Below are 16191 nucleotides of genomic sequence, written 5' to 3'. Positions count from 1 at the left end.
CGGAAGGAACCCGGCGATGTCCGTTCCCCTGCGCTCCGAAACCGAGGCGGGCGTCCGCTCGATCATCCTCTGCCGCCCCGAGCACTACAACACCATCACGCTCGAGCTCCGGGACGCGCTGGGCACCGCCATCGACGAGGCCGACGCCGACCCGGAGGTCCGCGTCATCCTGCTCCGCGCCGAGGGTCCGGCCTTCTGCGCCGGATACGGGCTGGACTGGTCCACCGAGTTGCAGGCCACGGAGTCCACAATGGACCGCGTCTGGGACTCCGAACTCGACATGCAGGTCATGTCGACCTTCGTGAACACCTATCTGAAGCTCTGGTACGCCGCCAAGCCCACCATTGCGGCCGTGCACGGCTGGTGCATCGCCGGTGGAACCGACATGGTGCTGTGCTCGGACATCATCGTCGCCGGGGAGAGTGCCGTCTTCGGCTATCCGCCGGCCCGGGTCTGGGGCACACCCACCACCGCGATGTGGGTCTACCGCCTCGGTTTCGAGAAAGCCAAGCGCTACCTGCTCACCGGCGATGAGATCCCGGCCCGTACTGCCGCCGACATCGGGCTCGTCGCCGAGTGCGTCCCCGACGAGAACCTCCTCGACCACGCCACCGGGTTGGCCCGTCGGATGGCGATGTTGCCGGGGAACCAGCTACGCATGCTCAAGCTGTTGTGCAACCAGACCGCGGAGAACATGGGACTGTCCTCCAGCCGGGTCCTGGGCACGTTCCTCGACGGCGTCGCCCGCCACACCCAGGAAGGGCGTGACTTCGTCGCCAGGGCGACCGCGGTCGGTTTCCGGCAGGCCGTCCGGGAGCGCGACGATCCCTTCGACGACTATGGATCGCGTCGCCGCTGACCCCGCGCGAGGCGGTTCGCCCCCGCTGCGGGCTACGCGGCGGCCTCGGCCATGGAGGGGTAGACCAGGAACAGCCCGTCCAGTCCGCTGGCCACCAACGCCCGGGCCACCGCACGGCCGTTGTAGACCAGGCACAGTTGACAACCCAGCCGCTCCGCGTCGGACTGCCCGGCCACCAGCACGGCGAGCCCGGCGGAACCGAGGAACTGCACCCCGTCCAGGTCGAGCACCAGCCGCTCGCACCCGTGGCTGAGCTGCTCGGCCATCACCGCGCGCAACAGCGGTGCGGTCAGGAGGTCGATCTCGCCGTCGACCACGACGGCCCGCACCCCCGGGCGGGGACACTCGATGCAGAACTCGATCAGCTCACCCGCTTCGTAGCTCCGCCGTGGTTGGCTCTCGACACCCACCACCCCACACACCTCACGGTCCCGCTGTGGGCGGGCGCGGGTCTCCCCGACTCCGGCAGCCCCCTCCGACCGGCCACGGTAGGCCGGCTGCCCGCAGCTCGGCAACGCGGCACTCACCTCTTCGGGGCATCGCACGTGCCTGACCTGGACGGGGCACACCGGGTTTGGTGGTCCTCGGGCACGGGCAGACCCCAAGCACCGTGGTGGGAGGAGCGATGGCCCACAGACACCTGGAGAGACGCCCGCTGGGCCTGGTCAGCAGCATGGTGACCGCCCTGCGGACCGGGGACGCCGACGGCCTGGCCGACGGGCTCGTCGCGCTGGCCCGCGCCGACCGAACCGCACCGGGACGCTCGCTGCGCGCCTGCTCCGCCATGGTGCTGCGGGGGTGCGGGATCATGCTCCTGACCCTGGCGGCGGCAAACCGCGGGGACGCCGTCCACGTCCGGGTGCGCGCGCCGGACGGCACGGCGATCCGGCCGCGGCAGGCCCCGCCGATGCTGCGTCACCTCTTCCGCGCCCTGGTGGCCGAGTCCGAGGGCAACCGCGAGGCGGCCGACAACGCGCTGGACGCGGCGTTCCTCGCAGCGCCGCCGCAGGAACGCACCGCGGTACTGCTCACCCTGCTCGAGTGGGCCGTCGAGCTCGTCGAGTCCTGCGAACGGCACGGCCTGCCCCGGCCGCGCTGGCTCGTCGACTCGCCGACCGGGCGGCACCACAAGCCGGACGGCCTGGTCCCCGTCTGACCTGCGGTGGTCTTTGCCGGAGCGCTCCTTTGCCGAGGACGGCGGCGCGGGCCGTCCAGATCGCCGCCGTCCCCACGGGCCGGTATCCGCAACGACCCGCCTTCCCCGCTGACGCAGGAACCCGAACGTTCCGTGTGTAGCTCGCCGATCAGGGCCGTCGCGTTTCCGGGCGCGCTCCAGCCGCGGATCGAGGTCATCGTCGTACAGGGGGAGAACCGCTCGCCGAACCTGCTCGATCCCGTTCCAGGGCACCCACTTCCGGATCAGCTCACCGGTGGTGGTCCCAGTCGCCCGCCGAGGAACCCCAACAGCCCGACGGCCGCGCCGACACCGATCATCCCGAACAGGACGGCCGCGCCGTTGGACACCATGATCCCCAGGAAGAAGGACAACACCGCCATCACCAGAAACGTCCAGGACAGCCGTCGGCCCAGCCGCCAGCCGAACCCGGGCAGACCCTCCCGCAGGTCCCGGGCCAGCTCGGGGTCGTCCTCCTGGAGCCACCGCTCGATCTGCTCCAGCTGGTGCTTCTCGTAACGGCTCAGCATCCCGAACCTCGCCACGTCCGACCGCCCCGGCCGACGCCCGCGCCGCTCCGCCGACGTTGCCGCGCCCCGGCCGGGGTTGTTCTCTCAGGACACGGCGATGCTGCCGCTGACTACCTCACGCGGTGACCTTGCGGCCCGCCGTACGGGTCGCGAGCAGCCCGAGCAGGACCATGCCGACACCGAGCACCAGGTGCAGCCAGTTGTCCGCGTCGTTGACGGGGACGAAGTTGGCCGCGGCGTGTCGGTCGACGATCAGGCCGTACACCCACAGCACCAGGTAGATGACACCGCCGCCGATCAGGAATGTCCGTGCTGCGGTGGCAGTACGGGCCATCGCCAGGCCGGCCACCCCGAAAGCCAGGTGCACAATGTTGTGCAGCACCGACACGGCGAAGACACCCAGCAACAGGGCGTTGGACTCGTGCCCGGCGAACGTCATCTGGTCGTAGTTGGTCGTCACGCCGGGGATGAACCCCAGGATGCCGACGACAAGGAATACCGCGCCGACAATCGCCGCCGAGCCACGGGCGAGTCGGTTCACGTCGGTCGTGGTCGCTCGCGGTGTCGTCATCGCTGTTCTCCCACGTTGTGGCGAGCGGTTCGGACACCCTTGGTTACCCAGCCGCGGGAACCGGGAAAACGGACATTTAAGTCAACCGACTTGGCCGAGCTCACTCTTTTGAGTGAGTGTGCTGTTGGGCCACCGGCCTCCCCAGATCCGCGACGGTGGTGTCGCCTGGCGTTCCCGCAGCGCACGGCCGGCACCGTGAACAACTGGCCGACGCCCAGCACCCGCGACCGCGGCGAGAACACCCTGCGGGCAGGTGCGAGCACGGGGAGCACACGGCCTGGTACGCATCGTCGCCGAAAGTTGCGGCGCGCATGGGGTTGGCCACCCCCGCGTGAAGGCGCCGGGCCCGGCCAGGCACGATCGAGGGTGCCATGACGCTCACCGACCATCTGCCGGACACCCCCGACCCCGACTCCCTCTTCGACGCCTTCGCCACCTGGGCCGCCAGCCACGACCTCGAGCTGTACCCGCACCAGCAGGAAGCGCTGATCGAGGTGGTGTCGGGCTCGAACGTCATCCTCAGCACCCCCACCGGGTCCGGCAAGAGCCTGGTGGCCACCGGCGCCCACTTCACCGCGCTCGCCGAGGGACGGCGCACCTTCTACACCGCCCCCATCAAGGCGCTGGTGTCGGAGAAGTTCTTCGACCTGTGCGCGGTGTTCGGCCCGTCCAACGTCGGCATGATGACCGGTGACTCGAGCGTCAACCCCGGTGCCCCGATCATCTGCTGCACCGCCGAGATCCTGGCCAACATCGCGTTGCGCGACGGTGCCGACGCCGACGTGGGCCAGGTCGTGATGGACGAGTTCCACTTCTACTCCGAGCCCGACCGCGGCTGGGCCTGGCAGGTGCCGCTGCTGGAGCTGCCGCGTGCCCAGTTCCTGCTCATGTCGGCCACCCTCGGCGATGTCACCCGCTTCGAGGAGGACCTGACCCGGCGCACCGGTCGTGCCAGCGCGGTGGTGCGGTCGGCCGAGCGGCCGGTGCCGCTGCACTTCCGTTACGTCACCACGCCGATCCACGAGACGATCGAGGACCTGCTCTACACCCGTCAGGCGCCGGTCTACGTCGTGCACTTCACCCAGGCCGCGGCGCTGGAGCGTGCCCAGGCGTTGATGAGCGTCAACGTGTGCAGCCGCGCGGAGAAGAACGAGATCGCCGAGATGATCGGCGGGTTCCGGTTCTCCGCCGGGTTCGGCAGGACGTTGTCCCGGCTGGTACGGCACGGCATCGGCGTCCACCACGCCGGCATGCTGCCGAAGTACCGGCGGCTGGTGGAACGGCTGGCCCAAGCCGGGCTGCTGAAGATTGTCTGCGGCACCGACACCCTGGGTGTGGGCATCAACGTGCCGATCCGCACCGTGCTGTTCACCGCGCTGAGCAAGTTCGACGGGACAAGGGTCCGGCATCTCAAGGCGCGTGAGTTCCACCAGATCGCGGGTCGTGCGGGTCGCGCCGGCTACGACACGGTCGGCAACGTGGTGGTGCAGGCACCCGAGCACGTCGTCGAGAACGAGCGGGCGTTGGCCAAGGCCGGTGACGATCCGAAGAAGCGGCGCAAGGTGGTGCGCAAGAAGCCGCCGGAGGGCTTCGTCTCCTGGAGCGACAAGACGTTCGAGCGGCTGATCGCCGCCGAGCCGGAGGCACTGACCTCCAGCTTCGCCGTCAGCCACTCGATGCTGCTCAACGTCGTCAACCGGCCCGGGGACGCGTTCACCGCGATGCGGAAGCTGCTGACCGACAACCACGAGGAGCGGGCGGCGCAGCGGCGGCACATCCGGCGTGCCATCGCCATCTACCGGGCCCTGCTGGCCGCGGGCGTGGTGGAGCGGCTGGACTCCCCGGACGAGGAGGGCCGGACCGTCCGGGTCACGGTGGACCTGCAGCTCGACTTCGCGCTGAACCAGCCGTTGTCGCCGTTCGCGCTGGCGGCGATCGAGCTGCTCGACCCCGTCTCCCCCGGCTATGCGCTGGACGTGCTCTCGGTGATCGAGGCAACGCTGGACGACCCGCGCCAGGTGCTGTCCGCGCAGGAGTTCAAGGCCAAGGGCGAGGCCGTGGCGCAGATGAAGGCCGACGGGATCGACTACGACGAGCGTATGGAGCTGCTGGAGTCGGTCACTCACCCCCGCCCGCTGGCGGACCTGCTTCAGGCCGCGTTCGAGACCTACCGGCGCGGGCACCCGTGGGTCGCCGACCACCAGCTGGCGCCCAAGTCGGTGGCGCGGGACATGTACGAGCGGGCGATGACCTTCACCGAGTACGTGGGGTACTACGGCCTGGCCCGCTCCGAGGGCCTGGTGCTGCGGTACCTGGCCGACGCCTACAAGGCGCTGCGGCAGACCGTGCCGGAGGATGCCCGCACCGAGGAGCTGGCCGATCTCACCGAGTGGCTGGGCGAGGTCGTGCGGCAGGTCGACTCCAGCTTGCTCGACGAGTGGGAGCGGCTGCGCAACCCCACCGACGAGCCGGAGACCGCTGCAGTCGACCAGACCCCGCCGGCGGTGACCGCGAACAAGCGGGCGTTCCGTGTGCTGGTGCGCAACGCGCTGTTCCGCCGTGTCGAACTGGCTGCGCTGCGCCGCTACGAGGAGCTCGGTGTACTGGATGGTGACTGCGGCTGGGACGCCGACCGGTGGGAGGAGGCGCTGAACGCCTACTTCGAGGTGCACCCCGACATCGGAACCGGACCCGACGCGCGCGGGCCCGCCCTGCTGATCATCGACGAGCAGCCGGGTAAGTGGCTGGTCCGGCAGATCTTCGACGACCCGGCCGGCGACCGGGACTGGGGCATCAGCGCGGAGGTCGACCTCGCAGCCTCGGACGAGACGGGCACCGCGGTGCTCACCATCACCGCGGTCGACCAGCTCTGACGCCCCGCGATCTGTCGGCCCCCACGCACCACGCCGGGCGAGGGCCGGACACGCCGGACTACTTCCCGGGGTTCCTCACGGTGGGAGTCGATGATCGGCGGGGCCGGCAGCGGCCGGTGCGCCGGCGGAGAATGACGCCGGCGGAAGTGGACCAAGGAAGCGGAACAGGAACGTGGCAACGTCTCTCTACCAGCGGATCGCCGACGAGCTCGGTGTGCGTGAGCGGCAGGTGAAGGCGGCCGTCGAGCTGCTCGACGGCGGGGCGACCGTGCCCTTCATCGCCCGCTACCGGAAGGAAGCGACCGGAATGCTCGACGACGCGCAGCTGCGCGCGCTCGAGGACCGGTTGCGTTACCTGCGGGAACTCGAGGAGCGGCGCACCGCGATCCTGGAGTCGATCCGCGGCCAGGGCAAGCTCGACGACGAACTCGAGGCACGAATCATGGCCGCGGACTCCAAGGCGCGGCTGGAGGACATCTACCTCCCATACAAGCCCAAGCGGCGCACCAAGGCGCAGGTGGCCCGGGAGGCCGGGCTCGAGCCGTTGGCCGACGGCCTGCTCGGCGATCCCACGCGGGAACCGCGGGAGGCCGCGGCCGACTTCGTCGACGCCGACAAGGGGGTTCCCGACGCCGCCGCGGCGCTGGAGGGGGCGCGGGCGATCCTCGTGGAGCGCTTCGCCGAGGACGCCGACCTCATCGGCACGCTGCGGGAGCAGGTGTGGGCCCGCGGCCGCCTGGTGTCGCGAGTGCGGGAGGGCAAGGCGGACAGCGGCGGCAAGTTCGCCGACTACTTCGACTTCGCCGAACTGTTCACCACGCTGCCCTCGCACCGGGTGCTGGCGTTGTTCCGCGGGGAGAAGGAGGAGGTCCTCGACCTCACCTTCGAGCCGGAGGAGACCCCAGCGGACCCGACGACCACCGGGCGGAGCGACTTCGAGCTGCAGATCGCGCAGCGCTTCGGCATCGCCGACCAGGGGCGGCCCGCCGACCGCTGGTTGCTGGACACGGTGCGCTGGGCATGGCGCACGCGCCTGCTGGTGCACCTGCGCATCGACCTGCGCATGCGGCTGTGGCAGGCCGCCGAGGACGAGGCGGTGCGCGTGTTCGCCGCCAACCTCCGCGACCTCCTGCTGGCCGCGCCCGCCGGCACCCGCGCCACGATCGGGCTGGACCCGGGCTACCGCACGGGCGTGAAGGTGGCGGTGGTCGACGGCACCGGCAAGGTGGTGGCGACCGAGACGATCCACCCGCACGCGCCGCAGCAGCGGTGGGACGAGGCGATCGCGGTGCTGGCGAGGCTCGCCCGCGAGCACCGCGTCGAGCTGGTGGCCATCGGCAACGGCACCGCGTCCCGGGAGACGGACAAGCTCGTCGTTGACCTGGTCAAGCGGCACCCGGAGCTGAAACTGACGAAGGTCATGGTGTCGGAGGCGGGCGCATCCGTTTACTCGGCCTCCTCCTACGCCTCCCAGGAACTGCCGGGCCTCGACGTGTCGCTGCGCGGCGCGGTGTCGATCGCGCGGCGGCTGCAGGACCCGCTGGCCGAGCTGGTCAAGATCGAACCGAAGTCGATCGGCGTCGGCCAGTACCAGCACGACGTCTCGGAGACGAAGCTGTCCCGCTCGCTGGACGCGGTCGTGGAGGACTGCGTCAACGCGGTTGGAGTGGACGTCAACACGGCCTCGGCTCCGCTGCTGACCCGGGTGTCCGGCATCACCGAGAGCCTGGCACACAACATCGTCAAGCATCGCGACACCAACGGGCCGTTCCGGACGCGACAGACCCTGCGGGACGTCTCTCGGCTTGGCCCCAAAGCGTTCGAGCAGTGCGCCGGCTTCCTGCGGATTCCCGGTGGTGATGACCCGCTGGACGCCTCCAGCGTGCACCCGGAGGCATATCCGGTGGTGCGGCGGATCCTGTCCGCGACCGGCACCGACATCACCGCCCTGATCGGGGACACCAAGGCGCTTCGCGCGCTTGATCCCGCGCGGTTCGTCGACGACACCTTCGGCCTGCCGACAGTCACCGACATCCTCGGGGAGTTGGAGAAGCCGGGGCGGGACCCGCGGCCGGCATTCCAGACGGCAACCTTCGCCGAGGGCGTGAACACGATCCAGGACCTCGAGCCCGGCATGGTCCTGGAAGGTGTGGTCACCAACGTCGCCGCGTTCGGTGCCTTCGTGGATGTCGGCGTGCACCAGGACGGGTTGGTCCACATCTCGGCCATGTCGCGGTCGTTCGTCAAGGACCCGCGCGACGTGGTGAAGCCGGGCGATGTGGTGCGGGTGAAGGTGCTCGACGTCGACGTCCCCCGCAAGCGCATCGGCCTGACGCTACGGCTGGACGACGACTCCAACCGCCAGCCCGAGAAGCGCGTGGCCGGCAACGGCTCCCGGCGGGACCGCAACAGTGGTGGCCGTCGTGGGGACCAGCAACGATCGAACCGCGGTGCGCCCTCCGGTGGTGCGCTCGCCGACGCGCTTCGCCGCGCCGGGATCGACAAGAAGATCGGGCGCGGCTGACTGTTCCTGCTCGAATCCTTGGCTGAACTCGCCGGGAGGAAGCGCTGCGCAGTGCGGCACTTCCTCCCGGCCTCGCCACCCGAGCCCAGCTCGATGTGGGTGAGCACAATGGAGATCATCAGTCCCAATCGACACCCCCGTCGACCTCGCGCTACCCGCGATGATGCGCGTCGCGGCTTCGATGTCCGTGGTGTCTCACTGTCGTGCTGGACGAGCGGTGACGCTGAGGATTTCTGTTACTGGAAGCTCAAGCCGAAAGGCGTGGGCTACGTCTGCGTTGCCGTCCTGGCGGCCTTCTCGATGGCCCGGATGGTGGCCGCCACCGCCGGAACGCGGAGATTGTCCGGCCAGGTGACCATCTCGATCTTCCGATGGGTGGCAGGTTGCAGTGGCCGCACCACCAGATCGTCCCGGCGAACGCTGCTGAGCAGCAGCCGGGGTACCACCGCGACCCCCAGACCGGCGGCCACCAGACTCTGCACGGCAAGACTGTCGTCAGTGGCGAACACGATGTCCGGGGTGAATCCGGCGGCACCGCACACCTGGACCAGGTGCTCGCGGCAGCGTGGACAACCGGCGACCCAGGAGTCCCCCGACAGCTCGGCCAGCCCGACCGCGGCGCGTTCGGCTAGGGCGTGGTCGGCCGGGAGCATCGCGGCGAACGGGTCGGACAGCAGCGGGATCCGTTCCAGCTCGTCGAGATCGTCGCTGTCCTCGGGGTAGGCGAAGGTCAACGCCAGGTCGCACTCGCCGTGCCGGACCAGCTGGACGGACTCGGGTGGCTCGGCCTCGGTCAGCGACAGCCGGACCCCGGGATGCCGGCGGTGCAGGTGGGCCGCGGCGGCGGGCACCAGCGTGGCGCTGACACTGGGAAACACCACCAGCCTGACGTGGCCGGCCTGCAGGTTCGCCACCGCGGTCACGGCGGCCTCGGCCTCGGCCACGTCGCGCAGGATGTCCTGGGCGTGCCGGACCAGCTCAGCACCGGCCTCGGTGAACCGGATCCCCCGCCCCGCGCGGACCACCAGCGGGGTGCCGTACCGCCGCTCCAGCGCCTTCATTTGCTGGCTGATGGCGGGCTGGGTGTAACCGAGATTGCGCGCGGCCGACGAGTAGGAGCCGGTGCGCGCGATCTCGCGTAAGACCCGCAGGTGGCGAAGTTCCAGCACGTTCTGATGATTACCACGGTTGGTAGGCCATCCGGCAGCCGTCAGCCGGAGCAATGCGTTCGCTGCCGGGAGCGAAACATAAGCGGTTCTTGGGGAAACGGTTCCTGATCGTCATTGGACGGCCGATCCCGCGGGTTTCATGCTCGGAGTCGGCCGATCTTCGCCTAGCCCAGGGATTCGGGATGTTGACTGAACCGATGCGGAACTTCGTCCGGGAACTCGACCGGCTCCACCGCGAAGCCGCGGACCCGCAGGCGCGTGCCGAGCGGGTGTCGGAACGGCTCCGTTCCCTGCTCGCGGCCGATGACGTGTTGGATCCCCGACACACCGAGCCCGATCCCCGTGCGTACCGGCAGCACTTGGTGCACGTCGATGCGCAGGGACGTTTCTCGGTGGTCGCGTTGGTGTGGCTGCCGGGGCAGGAAACGCCGATCCACAGTCACGTGTGTTGGTGTGTGGTGGGAGTACTGACCGGCCTCGAGGCGGAAACCCGCTACCAACTCGATCCGGTGACCGGAGAGCTGGCCGAGACGGAACGGGCGATCAACATGCCCGGAGACGTGTGTTGGCTCGTCCCACCCGACGAGGACATTCACAAGGTGCGCAACGACGGACAGTCGATCGCTGTTTCGCTGCATGTCTACGGTACTGATATCGGTCGTCTGGGTTCGAGTATCAACCGGACTTACCGGGAGCCGATTCCGGTCGCTTCCTCGAAGGCGTGAGGAGTTGGCGCCGGGTCCACCGGGCGTCGGGCTGCGGCGCCCGTCATACTCACGGGCATGCGGAGCCGCGAACCGTCGCCCACGCTTCGGGAGATGCTCGGGGTCGCGCTGGCCGAGGCGCGCGCGGGCCACCAGGAGGGCGGGATCCCGATAGGGGCGGCGTTGTTCGGTCCAGGTGGCGAGCTCCTCGGCCGCGGACGAAACCGGCGGGTACAGGATGGTGATCCGTCGCTGCACGCCGAGACCGCGGCGTTCCGGGCGGCGGGGCGACGCCCGCACTACCGGGACACCACGATGGTCACCACATTGTCGCCGTGCTGGTATTGCGCAGGGTTGGTGCGGCAGTTCGGTATTCCCAGGCTGGTCGTGGGTGAGGCGGACACGTTTCCGGGACAGCACGAGTGGCTCGCCCGGCACGGGGTCGCGGTGACGGTGCTCGATGACGAGACATGCCGCGACCTGATGGCTACCTTCGTGCGCGAACAGCCGCAACTCTGGAACGAGGACATCGGAGCCCTGGCCGACAGTTGACTCGAGTCCGAGTGTTCGCCCGGTATGTGGGTGGTCCGCCTTGCGCGCGGGATGGTGAGGCCAACCGGGATGGCCATACGCAGGGAGGGGCCGCCCCGAGAAAGCCGTCGTTGGTTGCCGCCCAGCCATGCCGCAGAATTTCCCTCCGCTGTTGAGGCCGAAGGGCTGGGGCTCGGACAACGCCGAGTGCGCCTCGTCACCGTGCGGCTCGTAACAGAGACAAGCATCGAGCGATTACGGTGGGGCTGCGAGGCCCCGGGAAGGAGAGGAGGGTGCGGTGCGACCGTTCAACGGCTTCGGCACGATGCTCGTCGTCGCCGTCCCCGGCCTCTACACCGGCGCGGTGGAGGCCCTCGGCAACCCGGCCAACCTGGTGGCCCTGGCGTCGTTCCTGGTCGCCGGGCTGGTCGTACTGGCCGTCTGCCAGGGCTGGGTCGTCCGGCTCGGGGCGAGCCCGGTCCCGGCCCGGGTACGGGCCGCGGCGATGCGGGCGCGGTCCCGCCGCGCCGCCTTCCTCCGCCAGCGCGACCCCGGTGCTCCGGGCCGCTCCCGGCCCGCGCTCCCTCGGTGAGCACCCAGGCCGCGTGAGTACACCAGAGCTGCCCTCGGTGGGCGTCTGGTCTTCCCTCCGTTCTGGCATCAGCCTGTCTGCTCGCTGACCGCTCGTCGGCTCCTCGCCGGTGCGACACAGTCGCTAGTGCTTCACGCGGCCACCAGTCCTGCCCGATTTCTCTTTCCCAGGCCGGAGTGTGCTCGTGTTCACCCTTCTCGAAACGCCGGTCGTCGGCGCCTACCACCTGGTCACCGCGCTCGTTCATCTCACCCAGCCGCTTCTCGGGCCGGCCGGCGCCGGGGCGGCCATCGTCCTGTTCACCGCCGCCGTGCGGCTCCTGCTCCTGCCATTGGGCAGGGCCGCCATCCGGGGCAGCGACGCCAAGGCCGCACGGATGCCGGAAGTCCGCGAGCTGCAGGAACGACACAAGAAAGATCCGCACCGTCTCCGCGAAGAGGTGACGGCGCTCTACCAGCGGTCCGGCACCAGCATGTACGCCGGGTGCCTCCCCATGTTGCTCCCAGTCCCGGTCTTCACGCTGATGTACCAGCTGTTTTCCGCACCGACGATCAGCGGTGCGCCGAACACCCTGCTCGGGCAGGAGCTGTTCGGCGTACCGCTGAGCCAACACTGGTTCGAGCTGTTGCGCGACGGCGCCGTGGGCGGCGGCGGAGTCTTCCTCCTGCTGTTCGCCCTGCTCGCCGTGACGGCTTGGCTGTCGTCGCGGCGGCAGGCCCGACTGATGCAACACTCGGGCACCCAGGTTCCGGGGTTGGCACTCCTTCGCTGGTTGCCCTACGGCACCGTCCTTGCCGCGGGGGTGATCCCGCTGGCCGCCGGGGTCTACCTGCTCACCACGACAACCTGGACCCTCGTGGAGCGGATGCTGTTCAGCCCGGCTCCAGCACCGGAAGATCGACAGCGCGACGCCTCCCGGTCCACGTGAACATCCGAATGTCCTGGCCCTTCAGGATTGTGTCGTCGGGGCGTGGAGGTCAGCGAGTGCGGATTGCACCTCGGGGAAATATGGGCCGTAGAAGCCGAGTTCGGTCGCCCTTGCGAAGTTGGGGTGATCGACAAAACGATGCATCTCCCCGAGCTGGGCCATCCCGTAGTAGCCGCTGGTCGACTGGTTCAAGGTCCTCGGGGCGACCGTGCCCGTGGCAACGGCGTCCAGATTCTCCTCGAAGAGGCGCTGGCAGGCCCGAAGCCCTTGGGACATCACCTCGTAGTAGGTCGCCGCCGAGGAAATCGGGTACGTCGTCGTAGCGACTACTTGGCCCGTGTCGATCCCGGCGTCCACCTCGTGCAGTGTTGCGCCGTACCCGGTCTCCCCGTTCAGGATGGCGAAGATCATCGCAATCGATGGAAGCCCTCGGTAGGCGGGTAGGGGTCCGTTGTGGACGTTGTAGACCCGCAACCCCGATTCCAGCACCGGTGCCCGGAAGATCATCGGGTTGTTGATGGACCACACCAGGCCGTCGCTGCTTCGGTCGACCATCGTCCCCGCCGCATCGTTCACGTTGCCGGTCACCGCCACTGAGTAGCCGGCTCCGTCGCGTTCCACCTGCCGGTCATTGCTCACCACGAGATCAACCGGATACCCCCTGCTGTCGGCAAACCGCACGGCGCGCCACAGCAACGCACCCTGCCCGACGAAGATCACGCGGGCCGTCCCTTCGTTGTCGATATGGCGCGCCGAGCGGCATGGCATACCTGGCCGAGGGTGGGGTTGCGGATCACGTGCTGCAGATCCGACATGAACGCCGCCTCCCCGGCGGGGCCGACCACCGTGCGTGCCACGGCGGCGAACATCTCCACCAACGCAAGGGAGTCCCCACCCAATCGATGGAAGTCGCTGTTGTCGTCGAGCCCCGTGTCCTCGACCGACAGCAGATCGGCCCAGATGTGGGAGACCGCCCCGGTCACCTCGTCCCGCTCCACGGCATCGGCGGCAGCCTGCTCCTGGTCCGGAGCCGCCTCCGGCAGTGCCGCAACGTCCACCTTGCCGTTGATCGTGGTCGGAAACTCCGGAACCAGGCAGATCGCCGACGGCACCATGTAGTCCGGGAGCCGTTCCACCAGGTACTCGCGAGCCTGCCGCACCGAGAACTCCGGCTCGGCGACGACATAGGCCCACAGGGCCTTCTCCCGACCGTGCCCACGTGCCACCACCAGCGCACCCCGCACCCCGGGGTGCTCGGCCAGTACGGACTCCACCTCGGCGGGCTCGATCCGGTGCCCCCGGATCTTCACCTGGTCGTCGACCCGGCCCACGAACTCCAGCACACCGGTGGGCAACAGCGTGGCCAGGTCTCCGGTGCGGTAGACGCGGGTCCCGTCGGCGAGCCGCACGAAACATGTCCGGTCGAGGTCGGTCCGCCCCAGGTAACCCCGGGCGAGCTGTGCTCCGGCCAGGTGGATCTCCCCCACCTCACCCTCGGCAACGTGCCGGTGGTCGGGGTCGAGGAGGAAGACCCTCATGTTGTCGACGGGGACTCCGATGGGTACCACCGCCGACGTGGCGTCCCGCTCCGGGTCGAAAACATGTGCTGTGCAAACGATTGTGGCCTCGGTGGGGCCGTAGACGTTGACGATGCGGCAGTCCGGGCCGAACGCCTCTTGTGCACGGGCGGCGATCGTTCCCCGGAGTTGCTCGCCTCCGACGGCCACGATGCGAACACCGCGCGATGTGAAACCGAGCCGCAGGATCAGATCGAGGTGCGTCACGGTCACCAGAAGCGCGTTCGCTTCCGAGCGGTCAAGAAGGTCGCGCAGTTTCACGTGGTTGAGGTGCCCCGGTGCCAGGGCCACGCTGCCGCCCGAGACCAGCGGGACGAAAACCGAGTGCCATGTCCCGTCGAAGGCGAACGACCCGATGACACCGAACCTCATCGTGGTGTCCACGCCGAAAAATCGGCGCGCCCACAGCACGTAGTTGACCAGGTTCCGGTGTTCGATCTGCACTCCCTTAGGCTTGCCGGTAGAGCCCGAGGTGTAGATGACGTAGGCGAGATCCGTCGGAGTCACGGTGTCGTCGGGTATGGGGGCGGAGGCTGGCAGGTCCTCCAGCACAATCGGCGTGCAGCCCTGTCCGGACGGAACACGTCCCCGATATTGCTGTGTCACCAGGCAGAACACGACCTTGGCGTCGTCGAGGACGTCGGTGATCCTGCGGTCGGGATGGTTCGGGTCGACCGGAACGAAGGCCGCACCCGCTTTGAGCACGCCCCAGATTCCGACGATGGCCGCGGTGGTCCGCTCCGCGAGGAGCCCGACGACGTGTCCCGCGCCTACTCCCCTGCTGATCAGCTCGTGCGCGACCGCGTCGGAGCTCCGGTCCAGCTCGGCATAGGTCAATGTCCGGTCGGGATCAGTGAGCGCCACCGCATCCGGTGTGCGTGCGACCTGTTCACGGAACAGGCCGGTGACGGTCAGCCCGGTAGGAAGCGCGGTCGTCGTGTCGTTCCCGCTCCACGTCCGCGCCGTGTTCCGGTGCAGGCTCTCCTCGAGATGATCCAGGAACCCCTCGGCTCGTCGGGCCACCTGCATGTCGCCGCGACAGGCGAGGATCAACTCCGTCCGGTCACCACACTCCACCGCGGCGAGCGACACCGGCGTGACCGGGTCGTGCACTGGAAGGGCGTAGACGGTTGTCGGCCGGAACGAGTCGGTACGGAACTCGGTGCGGTCAACCTTTCCGAGGTGGGAGACGATCGCCGACATTGCGTAGCGGCCACGCAACGTCGAGCACGCGCCGAGTGCACCCACCATCGCGCGTACGGCGACGAGGGGCAACGCGGGGACGAGCCGCTCGGCCCCGCCCCAGGTGACCTCCTGATGCTCCGCGAGTGCCGCGAGTAGCCGCTCGTGGATCTGCTCCCATGTCTCTCCCCGGCGCGCGTCGAGGAAGATCGGTAGGGTGAGGTTCGCGGTGGAGGCCAGGCCGGGGTCGTGCCGGCGCAGGTCCACCGGCACCATGACCCGGCACGCCGGCCCGGGCGCCAGCTCGGCGACCGCGGAGGCCAGCCGGGCGACCAGCCCGGGATGGTGCCCGTCGACGGGACGCCGCCGCCACATCATCCCGGGGGCGCGGGTTCCGTTGCCGCCCAGTGGTGATGGCCAGCGGAAGCGGAGCCGGGGTCGCCGGCCTGGGGCCGCCAGGCGCGAGACCATGGTCTGATCGGTCGTCGGTGACATCGCACCCACGGGTTGCGCACCGCGCAGGACGCGGAACACGTCCGACATCCACGTGAGCACTCCCCTTCCGTCCATCACGCCGTGGAACGCGCGGAACACCACGGTGTGTGGGTCTCCGTCCAGCAGCAGTACCTCGCAGGTGGGTCCGGCGAGGGGGTCCAACCGTCGCCCCAGGGCCGGCACCCCGACCAGGCTCGTACGGTCGAGCAGCGCACCGTCCACCACCCGGACCGGCGGCGGAGAACCACTGTCCACCCACAGTCGGCCTCGCCGGACGAGTCGGGTGCCGGGGCACGCCTCCGCGGTGCGGGCCACGGCGTGGGTCAACGCCTCGGGGTCGAGCCTGCCCTCCCCCTCGATGACGACCTGTAGGGCGAACGGTGGGGTGAGTGCCTCGCCGGCCAGGTAGAGCCGCTCGGTCGGGGAGATCGGCCGCCGGAAGGCCGCGGACGTCTGGTTCTCGTTGGTCGTCTGGCTCATCG

14 protein-coding genes are annotated in these 16191 nt (G+C 69.4%); 8 read left to right on the top strand and 6 right to left on the bottom strand.

The window, feature by feature from the left end:
* Positions 1-16: 16 nt before the first annotated feature.
* On the top strand, positions 17-859 hold the full coding sequence (locus IEY55_RS16580; RefSeq protein WP_189058816.1) for a crotonase/enoyl-CoA hydratase family protein: 843 nt from the start codon (positions 17-19) through the stop codon (positions 857-859).
* 32 nt (positions 860-891) lie between these two features.
* Here IEY55_RS16580 and IEY55_RS16575 read toward each other — a convergent pair whose 3' ends face one another.
* Positions 892-1269, bottom strand: a complete 378-nt coding sequence (locus tag IEY55_RS16575) for an STAS domain-containing protein (RefSeq protein WP_189058814.1) — start codon at positions 1267-1269, stop codon at positions 892-894.
* A gap of 215 nt (positions 1270-1484) precedes the next feature.
* On the opposite strand from IEY55_RS16575, the gene IEY55_RS16570 reads away from it, so the two are divergent.
* Positions 1485-2015: a hypothetical protein gene (locus tag IEY55_RS16570; protein ID WP_189058812.1), complete on the top strand. Its 531-nt coding sequence runs from the start codon at positions 1485-1487 to the stop codon at positions 2013-2015.
* A 263-nt stretch (positions 2016-2278) separates the two neighbouring features.
* Here the strand turns inward: IEY55_RS16570 and IEY55_RS16565 are convergent, their stop codons facing one another.
* Together IEY55_RS16565 and IEY55_RS16560 are read right to left on the bottom strand one after the other, a co-directional pair.
* Positions 2279-2563, bottom strand: a complete 285-nt coding sequence (locus IEY55_RS16565) for a DUF3040 domain-containing protein (protein WP_189058810.1) — start codon at positions 2561-2563, stop codon at positions 2279-2281.
* A gap of 115 nt (positions 2564-2678) precedes the next feature.
* Positions 2679-3134 carry a DUF4383 domain-containing protein gene (locus tag IEY55_RS16560; protein ID WP_189058808.1) on the bottom strand — a complete coding sequence of 152 codons (456 nt, stop codon included), beginning with the start codon at positions 3132-3134 and terminating at the stop codon, positions 2679-2681.
* A gap of 371 nt (positions 3135-3505) precedes the next feature.
* Here IEY55_RS16560 and IEY55_RS16555 point away from each other — a divergent pair, with 371 nt between their 5' ends.
* On the top strand, positions 3506-6007 hold the full coding sequence (locus IEY55_RS16555; RefSeq protein WP_189058807.1) for a DEAD/DEAH box helicase: 2502 nt from the start codon (positions 3506-3508) through the stop codon (positions 6005-6007).
* A gap of 172 nt (positions 6008-6179) precedes the next feature.
* Complete coding sequence (locus IEY55_RS16550) at positions 6180-8531, top strand: Tex family protein (RefSeq protein WP_189058805.1); 2352 nt, start codon at positions 6180-6182, stop codon at positions 8529-8531.
* 266 nt (positions 8532-8797) lie between these two features.
* On the opposite strand, the gene IEY55_RS16545 is transcribed toward IEY55_RS16550, so the two are convergent.
* Positions 8798-9700, bottom strand: coding sequence for a LysR family transcriptional regulator (locus IEY55_RS16545; RefSeq protein ID WP_189058803.1), 903 nt, complete (start codon positions 9698-9700; stop codon positions 8798-8800).
* A gap of 182 nt (positions 9701-9882) precedes the next feature.
* Between IEY55_RS16545 and IEY55_RS16540 the strand changes: the two genes are divergently transcribed.
* The 4 genes from IEY55_RS16540 (at position 9883) to IEY55_RS16525 (ending at position 12455) form a co-directional block, all read left to right on the top strand.
* Positions 9883-10425 (top strand): cysteine dioxygenase family protein, encoded by a 543-nt coding sequence (locus IEY55_RS16540; RefSeq protein ID WP_189058801.1) that lies wholly within the window; start codon positions 9883-9885, stop codon positions 10423-10425.
* Positions 10426-10482: 57 nt separating this feature from the next.
* On the top strand, positions 10483-10956 hold the full coding sequence (locus IEY55_RS16535) for a nucleoside deaminase (protein ID WP_189058799.1): 474 nt from the start codon (positions 10483-10485) through the stop codon (positions 10954-10956).
* A gap of 277 nt (positions 10957-11233) precedes the next feature.
* On the top strand, positions 11234-11527 hold the full coding sequence (locus tag IEY55_RS16530; protein ID WP_229686458.1) for a DUF6412 domain-containing protein: 294 nt from the start codon (positions 11234-11236) through the stop codon (positions 11525-11527).
* Positions 11528-11711: 184 nt separating this feature from the next.
* Positions 11712-12455, top strand: coding sequence for a YidC/Oxa1 family membrane protein insertase (locus IEY55_RS16525; protein WP_189058798.1), 744 nt, complete (start codon positions 11712-11714; stop codon positions 12453-12455).
* Between the two features lie 21 nt (positions 12456-12476).
* Here IEY55_RS16525 and IEY55_RS16520 read toward each other — a convergent pair whose 3' ends face one another.
* Together IEY55_RS16520 and IEY55_RS16515 are read right to left on the bottom strand one after the other, a co-directional pair.
* Positions 12477-13175, bottom strand: a complete 699-nt coding sequence (locus IEY55_RS16520; protein ID WP_189058796.1) for a formyltransferase family protein — start codon at positions 13173-13175, stop codon at positions 12477-12479.
* Positions 13172-16189, bottom strand: a complete 3018-nt coding sequence (locus IEY55_RS16515) for a non-ribosomal peptide synthetase family protein (protein ID WP_189058794.1) — start codon at positions 16187-16189, stop codon at positions 13172-13174. Before IEY55_RS16515 ends, IEY55_RS16520 begins: the two co-directional genes overlap by 4 nt.
* Between the last annotated feature and the right edge of the window lie 2 nt (positions 16190-16191).

Origin of the sequence: Longimycelium tulufanense (assembly GCF_014645795.1) — a bacterium.
Classification (GTDB): domain Bacteria; phylum Actinomycetota; class Actinomycetes; order Mycobacteriales; family Pseudonocardiaceae; genus Longimycelium; species Longimycelium tulufanense.
Note: the sequence above shows the minus strand (reverse complement) of the source record. Positions and strands in the feature narration are given on the sequence as shown.